The organism is Anaplasma marginale str. Florida, assembly GCF_000020305.1.
Classification (GTDB): Bacteria; Pseudomonadota; Alphaproteobacteria; order Rickettsiales; family Anaplasmataceae; genus Anaplasma; species Anaplasma marginale.
The window spans coordinates 1-18,432 of the sequence record NC_012026.1 but is presented as its reverse complement, the minus strand read 5'-3'; the positions used below and the strand labels follow the sequence as shown (position 1 = coordinate 18,432).

18 protein-coding genes and 2 tRNA genes are annotated in these 18,432 nt (G+C 50.4%); 9 read left to right on the top strand and 11 right to left on the bottom strand.

All coding sequences use genetic code 11. From position 1 onward, the window contains the following. Positions 1-161: 161 nt before the first annotated feature. Complete coding sequence (locus AMF_RS05155; protein WP_012658792.1) at positions 162-2,414, bottom strand: NADP-dependent malic enzyme; 2,253 nt, start codon at positions 2,412-2,414, stop codon at positions 162-164. 270 nt (positions 2,415-2,684) lie between these two features. On the opposite strand from AMF_RS05155, the gene AMF_RS05150 reads away from it, so the two are divergent. After that, positions 2,685-3,359 carry an ABC transporter ATP-binding protein gene (locus AMF_RS05150; RefSeq protein WP_012658791.1) on the top strand — a complete coding sequence of 225 codons (675 nt, stop codon included), beginning with the start codon at positions 2,685-2,687 and terminating at the stop codon, positions 3,357-3,359. 197 nt (positions 3,360-3,556) lie between these two features. Here the strand turns inward: AMF_RS05150 and AMF_RS05145 are convergent, their stop codons facing one another. Both AMF_RS05145 and AMF_RS10490 read right to left on the bottom strand, forming a co-directional pair. Further along, complete coding sequence (locus AMF_RS05145) at positions 3,557-4,495, bottom strand: tyrosine recombinase (protein ID WP_010269150.1); 939 nt, start codon at positions 4,493-4,495, stop codon at positions 3,557-3,559. After that, a complete protein-coding gene (locus tag AMF_RS10490; protein ID WP_010262314.1) occupies positions 4,488-4,640 on the bottom strand; it encodes a hypothetical protein in 153 nt (50 codons plus the stop codon). The genes AMF_RS05145 and AMF_RS10490 overlap by 8 nt, the downstream gene beginning before the upstream one ends. Before the next feature lie 303 nt (positions 4,641-4,943). Between AMF_RS10490 and secG the strand changes: the two genes are divergently transcribed. Both secG and AMF_RS05135 read left to right on the top strand, forming a co-directional pair. Beyond that, the gene (gene secG, locus AMF_RS05140) at positions 4,944-5,252 is read left to right on the top strand and encodes a preprotein translocase subunit SecG (RefSeq protein WP_010262310.1); all 309 of its coding nucleotides are present in this window, start codon (positions 4,944-4,946) and stop codon (positions 5,250-5,252) included. Between the two features lie 12 nt (positions 5,253-5,264). After that, a complete protein-coding gene (locus AMF_RS05135) occupies positions 5,265-6,947 on the top strand; it encodes a CTP synthase (RefSeq protein WP_010266777.1) in 1,683 nt (560 codons plus the stop codon). 269 nt (positions 6,948-7,216) lie between these two features. Here AMF_RS05135 and ribD read toward each other — a convergent pair whose 3' ends face one another. Continuing rightward, positions 7,217-8,332 (bottom strand): bifunctional diaminohydroxyphosphoribosylaminopyrimidine deaminase/5-amino-6-(5-phosphoribosylamino)uracil reductase RibD, encoded by a 1,116-nt coding sequence (gene ribD / locus AMF_RS05130; protein WP_010262304.1) that lies wholly within the window; start codon positions 8,330-8,332, stop codon positions 7,217-7,219. A gap of 80 nt (positions 8,333-8,412) precedes the next feature. Here ribD and AMF_RS05125 point away from each other — a divergent pair, with 80 nt between their 5' ends. Further along, the gene (locus AMF_RS05125; RefSeq protein ID WP_010262299.1) at positions 8,413-9,048 is read left to right on the top strand and encodes a nucleotide exchange factor GrpE; all 636 of its coding nucleotides are present in this window, start codon (positions 8,413-8,415) and stop codon (positions 9,046-9,048) included. Beyond that, positions 9,045-10,034, top strand: a complete 990-nt coding sequence (gene trpS, locus AMF_RS05120) for a tryptophan--tRNA ligase (RefSeq protein ID WP_010266766.1) — start codon at positions 9,045-9,047, stop codon at positions 10,032-10,034. Before AMF_RS05125 ends, trpS begins: the two co-directional genes overlap by 4 nt. Before the next feature lie 26 nt (positions 10,035-10,060). On the opposite strand, the gene murC is transcribed toward trpS, so the two are convergent. Both murC and AMF_RS05110 read right to left on the bottom strand, forming a co-directional pair. Continuing rightward, complete coding sequence (gene murC / locus AMF_RS05115; RefSeq protein WP_037348963.1) at positions 10,061-11,485, bottom strand: UDP-N-acetylmuramate--L-alanine ligase; 1,425 nt, start codon at positions 11,483-11,485, stop codon at positions 10,061-10,063. Between the two features lie 36 nt (positions 11,486-11,521). After that, positions 11,522-11,608: transfer RNA gene (locus tag AMF_RS05110), tRNA-Ser, on the bottom strand. A gap of 202 nt (positions 11,609-11,810) precedes the next feature. Here AMF_RS05110 and AMF_RS05105 point away from each other — a divergent pair. Both AMF_RS05105 and AMF_RS05100 read left to right on the top strand, forming a co-directional pair. Continuing rightward, positions 11,811-12,221 (top strand): hypothetical protein, encoded by a 411-nt coding sequence (locus AMF_RS05105; RefSeq protein ID WP_010262291.1) that lies wholly within the window; start codon positions 11,811-11,813, stop codon positions 12,219-12,221. Between the two features lie 89 nt (positions 12,222-12,310). Continuing rightward, entirely contained in the window at positions 12,311-13,246 is a 936-nt protein-coding gene (locus tag AMF_RS05100; protein WP_010266761.1) for a hypothetical protein, read from the top strand. A 193-nt stretch (positions 13,247-13,439) separates the two neighbouring features. Here AMF_RS05100 and AMF_RS05095 read toward each other — a convergent pair. From AMF_RS05095 to rodA, 4 genes are all read right to left on the bottom strand, one after another. After that, positions 13,440-13,517 (bottom strand) — tRNA-Pro (locus AMF_RS05095). Continuing rightward, on the bottom strand, positions 13,508-13,882 hold the full coding sequence (locus AMF_RS10160; protein WP_010266757.1) for a MerR family transcriptional regulator: 375 nt from the start codon (positions 13,880-13,882) through the stop codon (positions 13,508-13,510). Before AMF_RS10160 ends, AMF_RS05095 begins: the two co-directional genes overlap by 10 nt. After that, the gene (locus AMF_RS05090; protein ID WP_010262280.1) at positions 13,879-14,175 is read right to left on the bottom strand and encodes an integration host factor subunit alpha; all 297 of its coding nucleotides are present in this window, start codon (positions 14,173-14,175) and stop codon (positions 13,879-13,881) included. The genes AMF_RS10160 and AMF_RS05090 overlap by 4 nt, the downstream gene beginning before the upstream one ends. A gap of 74 nt (positions 14,176-14,249) precedes the next feature. Beyond that, positions 14,250-15,320 carry a rod shape-determining protein RodA gene (rodA, locus tag AMF_RS05085; RefSeq protein ID WP_010266753.1) on the bottom strand — a complete coding sequence of 357 codons (1,071 nt, stop codon included), beginning with the start codon at positions 15,318-15,320 and terminating at the stop codon, positions 14,250-14,252. A 155-nt stretch (positions 15,321-15,475) separates the two neighbouring features. On the opposite strand from rodA, the gene AMF_RS05080 reads away from it, so the two are divergent. Beyond that, a complete protein-coding gene (locus AMF_RS05080; RefSeq protein ID WP_010262269.1) occupies positions 15,476-16,078 on the top strand; it encodes a TlpA family protein disulfide reductase in 603 nt (200 codons plus the stop codon). Positions 16,079-16,103: 25 nt separating this feature from the next. Then, complete coding sequence (gene purE / locus AMF_RS05075; RefSeq protein WP_010262250.1) at positions 16,104-16,571, top strand: 5-(carboxyamino)imidazole ribonucleotide mutase; 468 nt, start codon at positions 16,104-16,106, stop codon at positions 16,569-16,571. Here purE and AMF_RS05070 read toward each other — a convergent pair. Then, complete coding sequence (locus AMF_RS05070; protein ID WP_181005423.1) at positions 16,528-18,420, bottom strand: hypothetical protein; 1,893 nt, start codon at positions 18,418-18,420, stop codon at positions 16,528-16,530. The genes purE and AMF_RS05070 overlap by 44 nt on opposite strands. Between the last annotated feature and the right edge of the window lie 12 nt (positions 18,421-18,432).

Genomic DNA, 18,432 nt, shown 5'->3' with positions numbered 1-18,432 from the left:
AACAGCTTAAGAATATATAAAGGTCCCAGTAAAAGCTCCCCACTCATTTTGGGACGCATCTGACGCAGCACTACGCCAGAACGCATAATGCCCCACGCGCCACCAGGGCCATGACAGCGCGTAGAGCCATGCAGTTTAGCCCGTTGCAACCGGAAAACCGGCTAGATGGGGTGCGAAAGCGTGGCGAGGACTGCAAGGTTGAGAATCTCCGACACCGAAGCGGTCATCTGAACGATCTGCACCGGCTTCTCCATGCCCATGAGAATTGGCCCAACAACGGTCGTCCCGCCAACTTCTCGCAACAACTTAGAAGATATGCTCGCGCTGTATAGGCTGGGCATTATCAGAACATTTGCAGGTTTGCTCAACCTACAAAAGGGGTACATAGACAGCGATTCGGGCTTCAGCGCAACATCTACCGACATTTCACCATCATACTCAAAATCTACGTTACAGCTTGCAACAATGTCCATACACTGCCGCACCCGATCAGATTCCTTTTGAGAGTGACTTCCAAAATTTGCGAATGAGACAAAAGCAACCCTGGGTTCATGCCCCATACTCCGCGCGGCCGCGGCAGATTTAATTGCTATATCGGCCAGTTGTTGCGCGGTGGGAAGTTCGTTTATGGCTGTATCAGCAATGAATAGCGTGCGCTCCTCCATGACCACAACTGACAGGCCAAATACCTCCCCTCGCGCGTCGATTACCTTGCGAATGTCTGAGAGTGACTCGCTGTATCCTCGAGTTATACCCGTGACTAAAGTATCCCCATCGCCACATGCGAGCATACATGCGGCAAAAACGTTTCTGTCCGTCTTGACGTCCCTGACGCAGCTGCGGTGCAAGCGCCCCATACGCTGAAGTTTACTGTACAGGTAGTCTATGTATACGTCATTGCGAGAGGAAATCGCAGCGTTTGCGATGGTAATACCCTCGAGGGAATCTACCCCTATCAGGTCAAGGCTTTCTTTGATCTTATCAACCCTGCCTACAAGTATTGGCGTGCCATAACCTTGCCCGTACCACTGCAGCGCGGCTTTAATTACCCGCACCTCTTCGCCTTCAGGGAAGATCACGCGCTTTGGAGAGCTCTTTACTGAGCCATACATGAGGTTCAAAATGTTAGAGGTGGGTGAAATCCTGGAGTTCAATTCCAGAGCGTAGCGGTCCCAATCGTCAATTTTTTTTCTTGCAACTCCGGAGTTTATGGCGGCCTTCGCAACTGCGGGAGAGACCACGGACAGCAATCTGGGGTCAAACGGAGTTGGAATTATGTATTCCTTGCCATAGCCCATTCCGCGCCCGCCATAGGCCTCCAAAACCTCATCACTGACCACTTCTCTTGCCAACATAGCCAAAGCCTCAGCCGCAGCTAGTTTCATTTCATTGTTTACAGACTTTGCCCGCACATCTAAAGCCCCGCGGAATATGTAGGGAAAGCCCATTACGTTGTTGATTTGGTTGCTGTAATCTGAGCGGCCAGTGGCTATTATGGCATCTGGGCGCACCTCCCGCGCAAACTCTGGGTTTACTTCCGGATATGGGTTTGCCAACGCAAAAATCACTGGGTCTTTGTTCATGGAGAGCAGCATTTCCTTGCTCAAAACGTCGCGCACAGACAGTCCGATAAAGATATCCGCCCCCTTCATGGCGTCTTTCAAATCTCTCTCTTTAGTCTCGATCGCGTGCTTGAGCTTCCACTCGTTCATCCCGAGCTGCCGCCCTTTGTATATCACCCCATTTTGGTCACACAGCACTATGTTATCGTTGGGGATGCCCACAAACTTTAGCATTTCTACGCACGCTATACCCGCGGCACCCGCACCATTTACGACTATCTTAACACTCTTGAGATTTCTCCCAGTGATGTCCAGCGCGTTTATGATTCCGGCGAGTGTTATAATGGCAGTGCCATGCTGGTCATCATGGAATACGGGAATATCCATCAGCTCGCCAAGGCGCCTCTCGATGATGAAGCACTCAGGAGCGCGTATATCCTCCAAATTTATGCCGCCCCAACTGAGGCCCAGATGCTTCACGGCATTTATGAACTCTTCTACGTCTTCTGTGTCGACTTCTATATCAACGGCGTCAATATCAGCAAACCGCTTGAACAAAACTGCCTTACCTTCCATAACTGGCTTGGATGCAAGAGGGCCTATGTTGCCCAACCCCAAAACTGCGGTACCGTTGGAGATCACAGCAACATAGTTACCCCTGGCGGTGTAGTCATACACCGTGTCAGGATCGGAGGCGATTCTCAGGCATGGCACGGCGACGCCTGGGGAATAAGCCAGCGAAAGGTCACCCTGCGTCATAAGTGGTTTAGTAGGCAACAAGGAAACCTTACCCGGCCTCCTTTTGCAGTGAAATTCGAGCGCCTCCCTATCTCTTTCTGAAAAATCACCCATAAAATCGCTCGTTAACCATTAAACGGATAGGGTATACACCTCGCTACTCCCACTAGCAACTTTTAAATCAGCCGCCTACCCACGCGCCAGCAGCCGTTCATAACCGTGGCAGTATGTGAAAATAGTTTAAATGCGGAATGTGCGTACTTAGCACGAATTTTCAGGCTGCATGCCTTCGCGCAAACGTTAACTAGACTACGCTTCCTGTGGCAGTTGATACAGCGGCTACAATGAGTATACTGGCTACCTGCATGGCTCTTCCGGTTTTTCATGACTACGGTGCTAGAAATCCTCGACGTCAGCAAGTGCTACGGGAGGCGCAATCGCGTATGTGTTCTGTCAAACATAAACCTAAAAATACAACGCGGGGAGTTCGCGGCTCTGATTGGAAGTTCCGGTTCCGGTAAAAGCACCCTACTACACATAGCAAGCCTGCTTGAGGTACCAACCTCCGGGACTGTGGTGCTCAACGGGACGGTGTGTGCCCCGGCAAGTGACAAGACAAGAACCATGATGCGTAGAAAGCACATGGGGTTTGTGTATCAGTTCCACCATTTGCTGCAGGAGTTTTCAGTGCTAGAAAACGTAATGCTGCCCCAAAGAATCCTGGGCCACGGCGCGAGCACCGCGGAAAGTGTTGCGGCTGCAATACTAGAAGAAATGGGGCTGCAAGACAAGGCCGGATGCCGAATTTCAGAGCTGTCTGGTGGTGAAAGGCAGAGGGTTGCGGTAGCAAGGGGAATCGTGAATTCCCCCACCATAATACTTGCAGATGAACCCACAGGCAGCCTAGATCCGCAAATGTCCAAAGCAGTATTTTCTGTACTGCACAAACACGTCAAAGCGAAAAACCTTGCCGGGCTCGTCGCAACCCATGATCGCACTCTAGCCAAGCAAACCGACCGTGTCCTCTCCCTAAGCGGGGGAATGCTAACCGAGTTATAGAAATGCAAAGTCTCCCGCCACCCGGCCGCACGTACGGCAGAATACCCAGATAGTAACACACGGCGCAATGCTGCACGGATGATCTACCAACACATTAATGAGTGCTGCGGCAAACTGCCGCGCGGGAAAGGTGGTACGCTACCCTGCGCTGATGTAAAAACGGACAACTACTTATGGCCTACGCAAGGCGGCAAGCGCTACTTAGGAGGGCTTTTTGCAAATGGGTGAAACGTTTGCAGAGCTTCCTTGAGCCTGTCATTCGCGACATAAGTGTAGATTTGGGTTGTGGACAAGCTTGCGTGCCCCAGCATCTTTTGAATGAAGACTACGTTGGACCCATTATTTAGCAAATGTGTAGCGAACGAGTGCCTGAGCTTGTGTGGCGATATCCGCTTTGGGTCAACCCCCGCAACAATTGCCAGTGCTTTTAGCAACTGTCCAACTCTTTGTCTACTAATGCATTGGTCAAACTTTGCGCCGGGAAATAGCCACCTAGATTCCGATTTCTGCCCTACGATAAAGTGGTCCCTCACCGCTAGGTATGCGACTATGCTGGCGATTGCAACCTCATTCAGCAAAATGAGGCGCTCCCTACCTGCCTTCCCTTTGATGACCAAATGTCCCACATCTGAGCGCTGCTCTTTTAGCATTGACTCTATATCGTAGAAGCCCAAATTTATGAGCTCTGAAATCCTCACACCTGAAGAGTATAGTATGTTAACTATGGCTGCGGTCCTCCTCCCTTCCACAGACAAATCAGACCCGGCTGCACAAAGCAACTTGTCCACTTCGTCCACAGTCAACACCTTAGGCAGGGGGCGGCCAAGTTTACAGGAGTCCAAATTAGCTGCAGGGTCTCCATCGATTATTCGGTCACCATACAAAAAGCCGTACAGCCCCCTGATCGCAGAGATCCTCCTGGCCACAGTCGCGGGGCTATAGCCTCTGCTGTTGAGGCTCCTAACATATGCGCGCAGGTCTGCAGCGCTGGCGTCTACCATTCTGAGGTTGCGCCTGCCCAAAAACTCAGCCAAGTTTTCCAGGTCAGACCTGTAACTACTGCTAGTGTTTGGAGAAACACATCTACCCGACAACAGAGACTCAAGAAACGCGTCTAGGTGGCGCTCGTCACTCATGCAGCTCCAGCACTATCTCCCTGCGCTCTTCTGCGGATAACATGCGCGCGCCTTCGCGCATTCTGTAGTAGTGCAGTAACCACAGCACAAACCCACCCACTAACACCAGGACGAGTTTGCGTCTCCTATTCAGCTTTATCTTCATCTGGCTCCGACAAACCGCATACACGGATGTTAAGTTTAAAAACCCCAATGTCAACTGTATCAACTGTATCGACGGTATCAACTGACAAGAGACTGGCAACCCCGGCATGCGCGCAACACAATTAACCTAGTGTACACGTATTAAGTCTCGGCATCCGAGCATAACTCAGCGCATAGCGAGCTGCATGGGTTTTGCAAAATATGCTGCGTACGGACGCCGCAATCATGGCGCACCATGGAACAATTTCTTGACTAAAGTGCACAAATGGTATAGCCTCCGCAGGTGTCGTTTGTCTCTTGCCTTATGTTTTTGACAGCCGCGCAGGTGTTCCTGGCGTTTCTGCTGGTTCTGCTGGTGTTACTGCAGTCTCCTGAGTCTGATACCCTGGGGGGGTTTGGTGGCCCTCAGTGTAACCTTGGCTCAATGTTTGGTAAGAGTTCCTCCTCTAGTTTTATAGCCAAGCTTACTGCGGTCGTGGCTGCTGCCTTCATAGTCAACACCATATTACTTGTGGGCACTAACGCAAGACGTGTTCGAGAGGTTTCTGTTGTTAGTAAGACTGAGGCAGTATCTGGGCAGGAGTCCAACGGCAGTGAGGTCCCTTTTGAGTGAGCTTAGGAGTTTATGTCAATAGGGGACGTGTGTAGCGCGCGCTTCATATTCGTCACGGGCGGGGTTGTATCCTCGCTGGGGAAAGGGCTAGCTGCAGCTTCTATAGGTGCGCTACTTCAGGCCCGTGGTTTTCGGGTGCGCCTTAGAAAGCTTGATCCGTATCTAAATGTAGATCCGGGTACTATGAGCCCTGCACAACATGGGGAGGTGTTTGTCACCGATGACGGCGGCGAGACCGATCTAGATCTGGGAAACTACGAGCGGTTTACGGGGGTCAACACCACAAAGGAAGACAACATAACCGCTGGGAGGATATATCAGCAGTTGCTTGCCAAGGAAAGGCGTGGAGACTATTTGGGCCACACTGTGCAGGTGATCCCGCACGTAACGGACCTTATAATCTCTTTCATCCTGAGTAATGACGATGGGGCTGACTTCATAATTTGTGAAATAGGCGGTACCGTTGGTGACATCGAAAGTCAGCCGTTTCTCGAATCTATACGCCAGGTGAGCTACAGGCTGAGTAAAAACTTCACAATTTTTGTACACCTCACCCTGGTACCCTGCGTAGGTTCTGCTGGGGAGTTGAAAACTAAGCCCACGCAACACTCGGTTAAGGAGTTGAGCTCTTTGGGAATACAGCCAGACATAATACTATACCGCAGTGCGGAGCCGCTGCCACAATACCAGAGCGCGAAAATAGCAAACTTCTGTAACGTTTCTGCAGATAACGTAATCCCCGCGCTCGACGTAGAAAGCATGTACAAGTTACCAGTTATGTATCATGCGCATAAGCTTGATACACAAATACTCAGCCACTTTGGGATGGGCGCTCCAGAACCTGACCTAACCAAGTGGGCAAATGTACTCACGATGGTCAACAACGCACGGAATGTGGTTACTATAGCAATTATAGGCAAGTACACAAAATTCCTAGACGCCTACACGTCACTCACAGAAGCGCTGGACCATGCGGGTATGCATAGTGGAATCAAAATACAAGTAAAGTGGGTGGATTCCCGTCTACCGGTAAGGGAGTCTGACTTGCATGATGTGGACGGGGTGCTCATCCCTGGCGGGTTTGGTGATGATGGAGTGGATGGAAAAGTCCTAGCAATAGGTTACGCGCGCGCCAATGGCATCCCCATGTTAGGAATATGTATGGGAATGCAGCTTGCCGCCATAGAATTTGCGCTTAATGTTGCGAAGCTTGAAGATGCAAACTCCACAGAATTTAATCAGGCCTGCAAAAACCCGATTGTTGTCGAGTTGCCATGGCTGCAAAAGGGCGAAGGAGAATATCTTTTGGGCGGTAGTATGAGGTTAGGATCGTGCACATACCGTCTGAGCGCAGATTCTAGAGTTGCGTCTGTGTACGGCAGTACGGTAATCAACGAACGATGCCGACATCGTTACTGCATCAACCCCCAGTACAAAAATGTCCTGGAGGAGCACGGGTTATCCTTCACCGGCATGTCAGACTCGCACGGGTTGGTGGAGGTACTGGAATTGCAGTCACACCCGTGGTTCATAGGCGTGCAATTCCACCCAGAGTTTAAATCCAGTCCGTTTGCGCCGCACCCATTGTTTACATCTTTTGTGCAAAATGTGCTGCAGATAAAGCAGCGCGGGTTTATGCATAAATCGGTGTCGGCTGCTGCCATACTTGTTCCCGGCAGTAGCGTCGTGTCATAGCGTAGTGCCGCAGCAAGAATTTTCGTCAAAATATAGTGGCTCGGGGCATGGAATTCCCAATTTTGGCTTTTGATGCTATGTTTCTGGTGTTGCGCCAACATAAAGATGCTGGCACTTGGTTGCGCCTTCACTTTGCAGCATTCATCAAGATCTGTTACTAAACGCGCCGAGGTTCATGACTCGCGGCATTGCTTATAACTTGGAGAAGTTATCACAAAGCCCATACATGCCGAGCATGCCCTGCGGCCACGCGCGACCAGTGCGCATCACTATGCCTCAACGGGCACGGCAGTGTTGCTGTGTTCATTGGCAAACAAAACTTGAAAGATATCCACGGTGTCCTCCATAAACGTTAGGGTTTTTACCCTGGAGAAGTGGCAGTGTCCGGACGGAAGCTCATTGAGATTCAATATAGATTCAACGCCCTGCTCTCCGCACACTCTGTTTGCTCTGCACCAAATGAACTGATCCACCAACCCCCTTTTAAGAAGCTCAGTAACCAGCACACCTCCACCCTCAACAAACAACCTGGTTATTCCCAATTCCTCTGCAAGCGCATTCATGGTGCCTGCAAGGAAGTCACCCCTTTCACATATCCTGAGGTATCTCACAGCGTGCAGTGCTTTATGGTCGTCGTTATCTGTAGCAATATATGTTGGCACCACATCAGATGTAGCAACAACCTTATGATGTGAACATAACTTGCCAGAGCGGTCTATTACTATCCTGATCGGAGAGTGCTCTTCCAAGCCTGGAAGCCTGCAATCTAGCATGGGATCATCAGCGACCACAGTATTGCTACCCACCATGATTCCATCATGCATGGCTCTTTGTTTGTGTACCCACTTCCTCGTCAGCTCGTTGGTAATCCACCGATCACTGCCATTCGGCAGAGAAATTTTGCCGTCAAGTGTGGTTGCCAGCTTTACCGTAATGAACGGCCTCCTTTTGGTCTTACTGTAGAAGAATCCCACATTAAGTTCCTCAGCCTGTTGCTGCAGCACCCCAAGTTTGACTTCCACACCAGAATCTGCAAGAGATCTAGCCCCCTTGCCGGACACCCGCTTGTCGGGGTCGAGCGCGGCTATAACCACCCTGCGCACCCCTGCACTGATGAGCGCGGCAGTGCACGGCCCAGTTTGCCCGTGGTGGCAACACGGCTCTAGCGTAACGTATACAGTAGACCCAGCTGCCGCTTCCCCGGCCTGTTTGAGTGCCACAACCTCAGCGTGGGGCCGACCTCCCATGGCTGTCCATCCCCTACCCACAATACTGCCGGCGCTGTTGGTCACAACACACCCTACAGTTGGGTTTGGATATGTATTGCCTAACCCCCTATGCGCAAGTCTGAGCGCGATGGACATGAATCTCTCGTCGTCGAACATTGGGTGTTGCTTTTACTCTTGAAATGTACACACAAAATTACTATATACTCCTAAGGTTCGTGTGTAAAAGTTTTTGAGCTATGGCTGAAGAGAGACGCGTTGATCCCGAACAGCAGGGGGGCGCCACACCGGCCGGGCCGGGTGCTGGAGCACCACAAAAGGGCGGACCCGACCCTACTGCGGGAAGGAAGCAAGGCCCCGCGGGGAAGTTTGCAGCTGGTGTGGGTGGCAAGGCGCAGCACAGGGTGGCTGCTGATTCTTTAGAGCTAGAAAAGCTCCGGGCCGAAGTTGAGCATTTGCGCAATCAGCTACGCCTAGCCGTTGCGGATAGCAAAAACCTTAGGCGCTTGGTTCAAAAAGAGGTAGAAGAGGCAAAAACACTTTCCATTTCTGACTTCGTGCGTGACTTAATCGCCTCGTGTGACAATTTAGAAGCGTCCTTGAAAAACCTCAGCGACGATGACAACGTGCATACTGGCGTTAAGATGACGTGGGATGGCCTCATGAGCACGCTAAGTAGCCATGGCGTGTCGAGGGTTTCTCCCCTGGGCGAGCAGTTTGATCCAAGGTTTCACAAAGCGGTAACCCAGGCTGTTGACGATAGTAAGCCCGCTGGCACGGTTTTGGAAGTTGTACAGGCTGGGTATATAATTCAGACAAAAGTCTTGCGTCCAGCGCTGGTTATAGTATCAAAAACATCGAGCGAGCAGGGGTGATATTCTCTGGTATCCAACCTAGTGGTGGTGTACCGCACTTAGGCAACTATCTGGGTGCGATACGCAGGTGGGTGGGCTTGCAAGGTTCAGATCAGTGCCTTTTCTGCGTAGTGGATCTTCACGCGCTTACCGCAGGAAACGCGGCCACGGCCACACTGCACTCTAGGGCGATTAGTTTACTGGCCACGTATATAGCATGCGGCATTGATCCGGAAAAATCTGTGCTATTTGTGCAATCTTCGGTACCCGAGCATTCTGAGCTCTGCTGGATACTCGGATGTGTCACCCCCATGGGGTGGCTTAATCGTATGACTCAATTCAAAGATAAAAGCCGGAGCGGTAGCACACCGAACATGGGGCTGTACGGGTATCCAGTGCTTATGGCGGCTGATATATTGCTATACAAGGCAACCTTGGTACCCGTGGGTGATGACCAAATGCAGCATATCGAGCTTACCCAAGATATTGCCAGGGCATTCAATGCTATGCACAAGGTGGATTATTTCCCCGTTCCAAGGCCGCTTAGCCTTGATTCTTCAGCAAGAATTATGAGCCTACGAGATGGCAAGAAGAAGATGAGTAAATCTGACGCGTCAGATGCTGCACGCATCAATCTTGATGATGATGATGACAGCATAGTTCAAAAAATCATGCGTGCCACAACAGATAGCATACGGGGCCTATCGTTAGAAGGCCTCGATGAGAGGCCCGAAATGCACAACTTGGTCAATATATTTGCGGCGCTCTCTGGCATGACTAAAGCAGAAGTGTGTAATGAGTTTGCGGCTAGTGGCACTAAAGAATTCAAAGAGGCACTGGCAGGCCTATTGGTGCGGGAAATTTCCCCCATAAGAGAAAAAATAAGGGAGTTGGTACGTGATGTTGCATACGTGGACAAAATAATAGCTACGGGAAATGGTGCGGCCAGGGAGTTAGCCGGCAAGCACATTGTGGAGATCAAAAAAATCATAGGGCTGGTGCGGTAAAAATAGTCAGGAAAAGGGCAGCCAGGCTATGCATAGTTTTGCGTTGTTTGGCAGCGCACGCTGTGATGAGCCATATACGCGTTGGCAACAGAACGTACTATGCCCGTTATGCTGCCGGCTCCCATTGCTATTACTACATCTCCCGGTTGAGCAACGGAAGCAACGATATCTGTGATTGCATCGGGCGTACTCGCATGTACGACTTGGTCGAACCCGCGGCTTTTTATCTCGCGCACAATGTCTAGGCTCTCACAACCCGATATTACCTCCTCACCAGCAGGGTATACGTCAGTTAAAATCAGATAATCAAACTTGGAAATCGCGCTTGTAAAGTCTTTGAAAAAGTGCTGAACCCTGGTGAATCTATGTGGCTGCAATATGCCGATCACCCGCCCGCTAGTTGTGGATAGCTTGGCCGCGTTTCTCGAGGCTTCTATTTCAGTGGGGTGGTGTGCATAGTCATCAACAAATGTAACGCCCCCAACATTGGCGATAATTTCAAACCTTCTGCCAACGCCCATAAAGCCTTCTAGCCCGGCCTTTATGTAGTTACAACCAACACCAATGTGCTTGGCCACTGCAGCCGCTGCGAGTGCATTTTCCACGTTGTGGCGCCCCGGTACTGGCAGCCGCACACCACAACAAATCTCTTCTCCATTCAATCCCACTATATCAAACACCGTGGCATCACCCATATATGTGGTATTGGAAGCACGCAAATCACCACCTTCAAGGCCATAAGTAATTTTGCTGCACTTTGCACCATTGCCCAATGTGAAAGACAGTCTGCTCGGCATAACAGAGGCCCCACCGGCTTTTACGTTGCGCAGGAAATCTGAAAATACCCTTTCTAAGGCCTCCAAGCATGAATACTTGTCCGGATGTTCCCACTCAAGATTTGTCACCACAGCTATTTCACAGGGCAGCTCCGTAAAACCGGCATCCGATTCATCGCCCTCAACTACAGCCCACTCCCCGGCCCCCATTTTGTAGTTATTGCCATAGTGGAAGGCAATTCCACCGATAAAGACCGTAGGATCCATTCCTGCATGTTCCATTATGGAGGCAATCATGCCGGTCGTTGAGGTTTTCCCGTGCGAGCCAGATACGACTATGGTACGCCCTGCTCCTAACGCCTTGGACAGCAGCTCCGTTCTGCGTAAAACGAGCTTGCCCGCAGCAATTGCAGACTGCAACTCAACGTTGTCGTCCTTAATTGCGTTGGAGTATACCACGACGTCTGCATTCTGCACATTGTCTGCTCTATGGTCCGGCATTACGTGGACTCCCTTGTCTAACAAGGCCTGCACCATCGGGGATGTAGATGTATCACTCCCCTGCACCGTGTAACCACAATCGCGGGTAGCCATCGCCAATGCACTCATCCCGATGCCCCCAATGCCTATAAAGTGTAGTACGCTGCCGGGACTCAATCCAAAAGGGTCCGTCAAACTACACCTCCAAGCCAGCAGCACTAGAGAACAAAACGGACGGAGTGGGATTCGAACCCACGGTACGCGCTAACGTACGTCAGTTTTCAAGACTGGTGCCTTCAACCGCTCGGCCATCCGTCCGCGTCACTTGTAACACAATACAGGCAAGCATGCAATCGTGTGTCAGCAGTTGAATGGGACGCGTGTCCTTCATCACATGTAAGTGAGGTGCTATTTCTGCCAGGCAAAGTTGCGTTACGCACGAAAAAAGCGCTGTTAACTCAAGATTAATTCCTCCTCTCTAGAATCCCCGCGGTTTTAATAAATTAAAGGCCGACGCACTATGTTTGATTTCGACAATACTTACGATCTAGCGTTTCGCATAGACGACGCTGATTTGTCTCGTAATTTTTCCGTAAGTGACGGACACGTGGTTGTCACTAACGGTGATATTTTCGCTGGCCATAGCCCACTACAGCACTGCAACGCACCTGCGCAAGAGCCTATGAGTTATTGCACAAGCCATGTAGTACTGGGAAGGGACGGCGAAGTCACAGCTGATATATATAACTCCGCGTTGACAGGCATCGCGTTAAATATAGCTTCAGACAAAAAATCGCTCGAGGCACATTTTTCCATAAATCCCCTGCAGGCTCTTCCAGTGATGAGCCAAATGTACCCTGAGGTCCAAGTACAGGTATACACAATGGCAGATTATGACTTTTTCGACGAGGATGAAGATTTGCAGTGGTAGCAGTGCCTCAGCTTAGAAACTGTTCTAGTGACATGCCACCAAAGCAATTGCGCAAACACTAACACCCATTCAATATTTAAGGTACCACAATGTTCGATTACGTATACGACGCGCTTAATGGAAGCACGGCTGTTGTGACTTTTTCAGACATAAACGCACATGACAATGTGTCAATTTCCAGTGATGACTTTTCCATACACGGCAAGGACCTGCAGGTTTATTCCCACATTGCAGACTCCCCTAGACACAGTGAGGTAGTTTTTGTCAGAGGAGACGGCTCCACTGTAGCCAGTTTTATGGGAACCCACGCCCATGAGCTTACAATAAACTTCGACCAAAAAACAGCAAGTATAGCTTTTGACATCCCCCCATTGTTGGAACTATTAGGATGTGACGGCCAATTGTTGCCACCGGAAGAGGGCTCAAAATATGCAGGCTCCGTTGTTATAGATGGTGGCCAGCTACAACTAGCAGAAAATAGCGTGCCCGCGCAAAGCACCGATGGGGCACCTATGCAGCAGCGTGGAGAAGCTGTTGATGACGCTACAGACGAAAATTTTGATGAGGATGAAGGTGTGGTAGAAATAGCAACATCACAGCGGGAAGTGGTTGATGCTCCCATAATAGAAGTTTCGGCTCCAACTGAAACTGCAAATTCCGATGAGACTGCGGATACACAACAGGCACTGGAAGCCAGCCAGCCGGACGTAACAACCACACAGGACCAGCTTCCAGAAAGCGTGAATGGCTCTGCAGCAGTGCAGCCTGCAATGGATTCTGAAGCCGCAATACCTGCTAGTAATAACGACAGCGATGAGGAAGAGCAAGCACAAGAGGTGGCACACTCTCCCGTGGTAGAGGACCTGGCAGATTTAGGTGAGGAAATCCGCACAGAGGGTGAGCAGGTAGGCAAAACCTCAGCGCAACCAGAAGAATCTGCACTTGAAGTAGTTGTGGAAGATGTGTACACAGAGGAAGACACAGACATCATACCCACAGCCGCAAATATCTTCAGTTGGGTTTAGTTTACATAAGCCTATTTAACGTCGCCAATAGGTGAAGCCGGGCTCTCCATCTGCATTCCTAGCGGGATACACGCAACCGGGGAGCCTGGCCCAGATATACCAGCGCAGCAACTCGGGTATAATCGGATTGCCCACAGATTAGAGATAAACTACAAGACCCACAACATGTAGCCCCGAACAGGCAAACACATACTGGTCGGAATGGCGGGATTCGAACCCACGACCTCCAGTCCCCCAGACTGACGCGCTAACCTGGCTGCGCTACATTCCGTTTAGTTTTTTGATCAGCATGTCCCGCATTTCGGTCATGCGACGCAATAGCTGAATCAGGCCGTCACTCCCTTCCGCCACAGTTTTTGACATGCTTTGCTTGCGCCTTAGCTCCAGCTGCGCACCTCTTATGGTGTACCCCCTGTCATAAAGCATGTGCTTAATTTTTTTGATAATGGCAACATTTTGCCTGTCGTACAGCCTTCTTCCGCGCCGCTTGATTGGGTTAATCTGTGGAAATTTACTCTCCCAAAACCTGAGCACATATTGCTCTACGCCAACCTCCTTCGCTACGTCACTAATGGTGCAAAAAACCCTCTCGCGAACCTCGTCCGCTTCACTCCGGGTTTGCAGATCAGTGGTCACGATTCTTCGCCGTTGATCAGGCGCTTCATCGTTACCGATGGACAAAACGTAACGGTGTTATGTTCCTTCACTATAAACTGCTCCAAAGTTTTTGGGTTCCTGCCAATGCGCTCTTTCTTTCTTATCACCTTGAATGTGCCAAACGAAGATATCTTTAACAGGCCCCCTCTGACCAGGGACGACACCATCTCGTCAAGTATCTCCCCAACCAGTACTAGCGCATCCTCGCGCGATATACCGATTTCTCTGTTAATCTCGTCAGCAAGCCGAGCCCTCGTAAGCGTCTGAGCCATAATTTAGCACCAAGTACAACAGACTTGACAAGTCTACATCATAGGAAGAAAGTATCAAGCCCATATTAGCTGCATTAGGGAGTACGGGCCTCCCGAGCAACGGCTGCAAGTATGCCCACAAGCACCATACTCGTAAGCATAATGCTCCCCCCGTATGACAGAAACGGCAGCGGAATCCCAACTATGGGCAAAATTCCGGTGACCATGCCTACATTGATGAAGAGGTGTAGCATGAAAAACACAGAGATCCCCACCGCCATTAGCCTACTGAAGTTGCAGCGCGCACACAAGGCAACGTATAAGCTGGTGTATACCAACATGCTGTACAGGGCGAACAGCAAAATCACGCCCACAAATCCGTGCTCCTCGCTAAAAACGGAAAAAACAAAATCGGTCTGCTTCTCGGGTAAGAAACCCAATTTGGTTTGGCTACCGTTCGCAAAGCCCTTGCCGTACATTCCACCGGAACCTATGGCTATCTGTGATTGCAAAGAATTATACCCCATACCCATAGGGTCACGCCCAGGGTCTAAGAAGGACAGCAGCCTGTTTTTCTGATAATGGTGCAGCATGCCCCACACTATGGGAGACATTGCACACAGCAGAGACAAAAACCACGCCATGTATCGCCTATCTGCAACAGCAACAAACATCATAAGCATCGCCATGAGGAACATGATACCCGCAGTACCCAAGTTGGGTTGCTTAGACACCGAAAGCACCAGCGGCAGGGTGATTATCATCCCCCCAGTAAAATTGCGTAAACTTAGAGATCGGTGTGGGTTTCTGCAGTGAAAATATCGGGCCAAGGCGAGGATCAGGGAGACCTTGGCAAACTCCGATGGTTGCGCGCCAAAGGCACCCACCTTTAGCCACCTGGTTGCACCCATGGCTGAATGCCCAAAAACGTGTACCATCAACAAAAGGCAAAATGCGCCGGCGTACGCCAAGTATGAGTACCTCATATACGACTTTACACTGACAAATGACGCCGCAATAGACAGAGGTATACACACTGCGCAAACGTACATGTGGTGCTTGGCAAAAGGGTGCCAGTGCCCGCCAGCGGAGGAGTATTGGATTCCAAAACCGACGAGCAGCAGTATAGCCACATCCAGCAACAGTAAAACGCGTATTTTGGACATCACACACCTCCCCAGCGCTAAAAAGCAACCCGCTTACCACACCAATACAACACCCACGGTGATATAACACAAAACCTCGATTTGTTATATCTTCAAGTAATGACCCACAGCCTGGTGCCATATCCGAACTGATAAAAACCTTGTGAGTTGCCTCCTTGAAGTTCATAATTGTGGCAAGTGAGGGTCTTGTGCGGGGTGCGCTTATGGTTCCCAAGGTACTATACAACAAGTGTTTCATAGCTGCGTTTTGCATACTCGCAGTTGCATCATTCATACTCATCGGCAGTGTGCACGACTATGAGCGGGAGCTGGAGCGGTCCTCAATAAAAATTCAGGAGATCAACTCTGACGAGGCCCTTTATGGTCTGATGTCAAAAATAGGGGCAGGTCCCACACTTTTGGTGCTATACACCTCGTGGTGCAGCAACTGTGTGGAGAAGATGCCCGAAGTTATAGGGATTATTGGTGCGTACAAGGACGTGGAACCCATGGTTATTTCTCTGGATACCAACAAAGAAAAACTCGCTGGGTTTTTGTTGTCCCAAAAACAAATAAACTTCGTCCCGTACAACGTGTCTCCCGCATATCACAGCAAACTTGCCTACGCATTGGCTGGCAAGGGTGTGTATTTTGATGGGCGAATACCATACATATCGGTACTCGGCGGTGGCAGCGCCCCTTCCGGCAATATCACCAGTTCACGGGCACTGCGGGCAGTTATGGACTCTATAACTTCGGGAAAGACCCAGGGTGAGTAAGAGCGGCGCGCGGGTATCAGTGGTGATGGGCAGCAAGTCTGACTTTCCCACCATGAGCGCTGCGACGTCGGTTTTGGATGAGCTGCGCATTGAATTTGAGGTGATGGTAGTCTCAGCCCACAGAACACCAGACAGGCTGTACGATTTTGCGAAAACTGCGCACACGAGAGGAATCAAAGTTATAATAGCCGGCGCGGGTGGGGCGGCGCATTTACCGGGGATGGTTGCCTCGCTAACGAGCGTTCCTGTCATAGGTGTGCCCGTAAAGAGCGAGTGTTTGAATGGCCTGGATAGCTTGTTGTCTATAGTACAAATGCCTAAAGGCACCCCGGTCGCTACTATGTCTATCGGAGTAGCGGGGGCGGCAAATGCCGCCGTGTTTGCGGCATCCATACTAGGGCTAAGCGATGCTGGCGTGCAGCACAGGCTTGGGGAGTGGAAGGCGAGTCTTACAGCTGCGGTTGAGGTGTCGCCTTTTGAGCGGAAGCATTAGTGGCCAAGCCGGGAAATTGCAGACCTGACATGAATACAGAAGTACCATCAATCTCGGAACTAGGCTGAGCGGTGTTACCTCGCACGTCAGGACAGATGTCTTTCGCTATAGACTCAAGCCGTGTGCACACGTCAGTCATCTGGTCAACGGAGTTTTTCATGTGATCGATGGCCATAGCAGAAGTCATTAGGTACGGGAGATACACAAAAAACCCATCCTGCGCTTCAATAAAGTTCTTCACCCTTTGTAATGGGGCCGGCAATGTTTCCACACCCTCAGGGAGGTTTGTAGCATTACTTGCTGCACGTATAAAAGCAGTATACTCAGCTTCGTCTGCAAACACCGCTCTGTCGCCGAATAGCTTACGATCAAGTTGGCGCAGCGCGTCTCTACACTTTACAATATCCTCTTTGGTGTGCCCGCTCTTCTTCGCTATTATGCTTGATATACTTGGCAGAACTTTTTCTATTTCACCAGCCATCGCTTTTATTTTACTATGCACGAGGTATTCCTTGTTCTTGCCTTGACTGTCAGCAACCTGGTACTTGAGCAAGTTATAATGAGGCGTTTTTCGAAAAGTGTTTGCGTCGTATTCGCTGATATGACTTGCAATTGCAACAGCTTCTCTCTGCGCCTGTTGTAGTAGGCAGCATACGTTGACCACGGAGTTTTTGTCTACGTTCCATATGTTATACATGGTACGCAGGCTTCGCATACGGTCATCTAATATCGCTTTTACCTCCCGTGCGACAAGCCCACTACTCTTTTCCAGGTAGTCAGATACACTCTTCTGAAGGGCCAGGAAGCCGTTGCTCACTTCTGCAACTTTCTGCAGCACTTCAGTAAGGTGTTTCTTCACCGCGTCATCAACAATGTTCTGCATCGTTCCCGCGGCTGTGCGCGCCGCTTCGATAAGAGCACGGGCGTCATCCAGACAGCGCACCAGCTCATTACCCATATCCTGCAGGCGCTCTTCAGTGCTCTCTAGAATGCTCTTGGTTCTGGCAAGATTCCACTCAAGCGCGTCGTCGGTGTGTTTTTTGATCTCCTCAACAAGGCCGGGAATCCGCCGGTTGATCGCAAGGATTTCATTGTCCAGCCGTACCCGGAACTTCTGCATGTCGTCCAGCTCCCCGACACACATAAGAATGCCCTGCTGCACAAACTGTAGTTGTTTCATGCTGGCATCTGCAACAGACACTACAGCGGCCTGTAGGGCGAGCCTGCCGTGTGAAATTTTTGCTTGGACCTCATGGCATGCTTCGTACTTTTTCATCAAAGTGTCTATTGCAGCCGTATGGGCCCTCCTGTAGTTGCGCCCTCTAAGTGTTATGTGCAGCCCCAAACAAATTATCCCGATCAGTAGGGGTAGAACCATGGCAAATGCGAATTTGAGCATTAATGGATACGGGCCGGTAAATATCGCTCCCACTCCCCGGAAAAAACCCGGAGCAAGGGCCTTAGAAATTTTCAACGCATTTCGGACGAGTATTGCGGTTGATATGGAAAACATCAGCACCATGACACACAGCACTACGGGTGCTGTTACTTTCTGGACATGATGCGCCAATGCCACATAGTTATTGAAGGCTTCATGCTGTGCGTCCTGACATCGTGCAAGTTCGCTCTCCAGGCGTACCAATTTCCTATGTAGAACGGTGATGCGACTTTTGAGTGCCGTGAGATTTTCGTCGGCACCATAATCCTGGTTGGCGCTACCATCTCGAGATTCTGCCTTACCTTTTCCTGCAGGCCGATGCTTGTTGTCGGACTCTTCGGTACCCTTGGTGCGTGAGTTTTTTTCCGACTCAAGATCAGAGTCATCGGTAGTCTGCTGTTTTAAAGGCATAAACCCCCCCAT

What these genes read in the sequence shown, in the direction of transcription:
- AMF_RS05100 (WP_010266761.1), top strand. Translation starts at nt 12,311, where the DNA reads ATGTTCGATTACGTATACGACGCGCTTAATGGAAGCACGGCTGTTGTG.
- AMF_RS05125 (WP_010262299.1), top strand. Translation starts at nt 8,413, where the DNA reads ATGGCTGAAGAGAGACGCGTTGATCCCGAACAGCAGGGGGGCGCCACA.
- AMF_RS05145 (WP_010269150.1), bottom strand. Translation starts at nt 4,495, where the DNA reads ATGAGTGACGAGCGCCACCTAGACGCGTTTCTTGAGTCTCTGTTGTCG.
- AMF_RS05070 (WP_181005423.1), bottom strand. Translation starts at nt 18,420, where the DNA reads ATGCCTTTAAAACAGCAGACTACCGATGACTCTGATCTTGAGTCGGAA.
- AMF_RS05150 (WP_012658791.1), top strand. Translation starts at nt 2,685, where the DNA reads ATGACTACGGTGCTAGAAATCCTCGACGTCAGCAAGTGCTACGGGAGG.
- ribD (WP_010262304.1), bottom strand. Translation starts at nt 8,332, where the DNA reads ATGTTCGACGACGAGAGATTCATGTCCATCGCGCTCAGACTTGCGCAT.
- purE (WP_010262250.1), top strand. Translation starts at nt 16,104, where the DNA reads ATGGGCAGCAAGTCTGACTTTCCCACCATGAGCGCTGCGACGTCGGTT.
- AMF_RS10490 (WP_010262314.1), bottom strand. Translation starts at nt 4,640, where the DNA reads ATGAAGATAAAGCTGAATAGGAGACGCAAACTCGTCCTGGTGTTAGTG.
- secG (WP_010262310.1), top strand. Translation starts at nt 4,944, where the DNA reads ATGTTTTTGACAGCCGCGCAGGTGTTCCTGGCGTTTCTGCTGGTTCTG.
- AMF_RS05155 (WP_012658792.1), bottom strand. Translation starts at nt 2,414, where the DNA reads ATGGGTGATTTTTCAGAAAGAGATAGGGAGGCGCTCGAATTTCACTGC.
- rodA (WP_010266753.1), bottom strand. Translation starts at nt 15,320, where the DNA reads ATGTCCAAAATACGCGTTTTACTGTTGCTGGATGTGGCTATACTGCTG.
- AMF_RS05135 (WP_010266777.1), top strand. Translation starts at nt 5,265, where the DNA reads ATGTCAATAGGGGACGTGTGTAGCGCGCGCTTCATATTCGTCACGGGC.
- AMF_RS05105 (WP_010262291.1), top strand. Translation starts at nt 11,811, where the DNA reads ATGTTTGATTTCGACAATACTTACGATCTAGCGTTTCGCATAGACGAC.
- AMF_RS05090 (WP_010262280.1), bottom strand. Translation starts at nt 14,175, where the DNA reads ATGGCTCAGACGCTTACGAGGGCTCGGCTTGCTGACGAGATTAACAGA.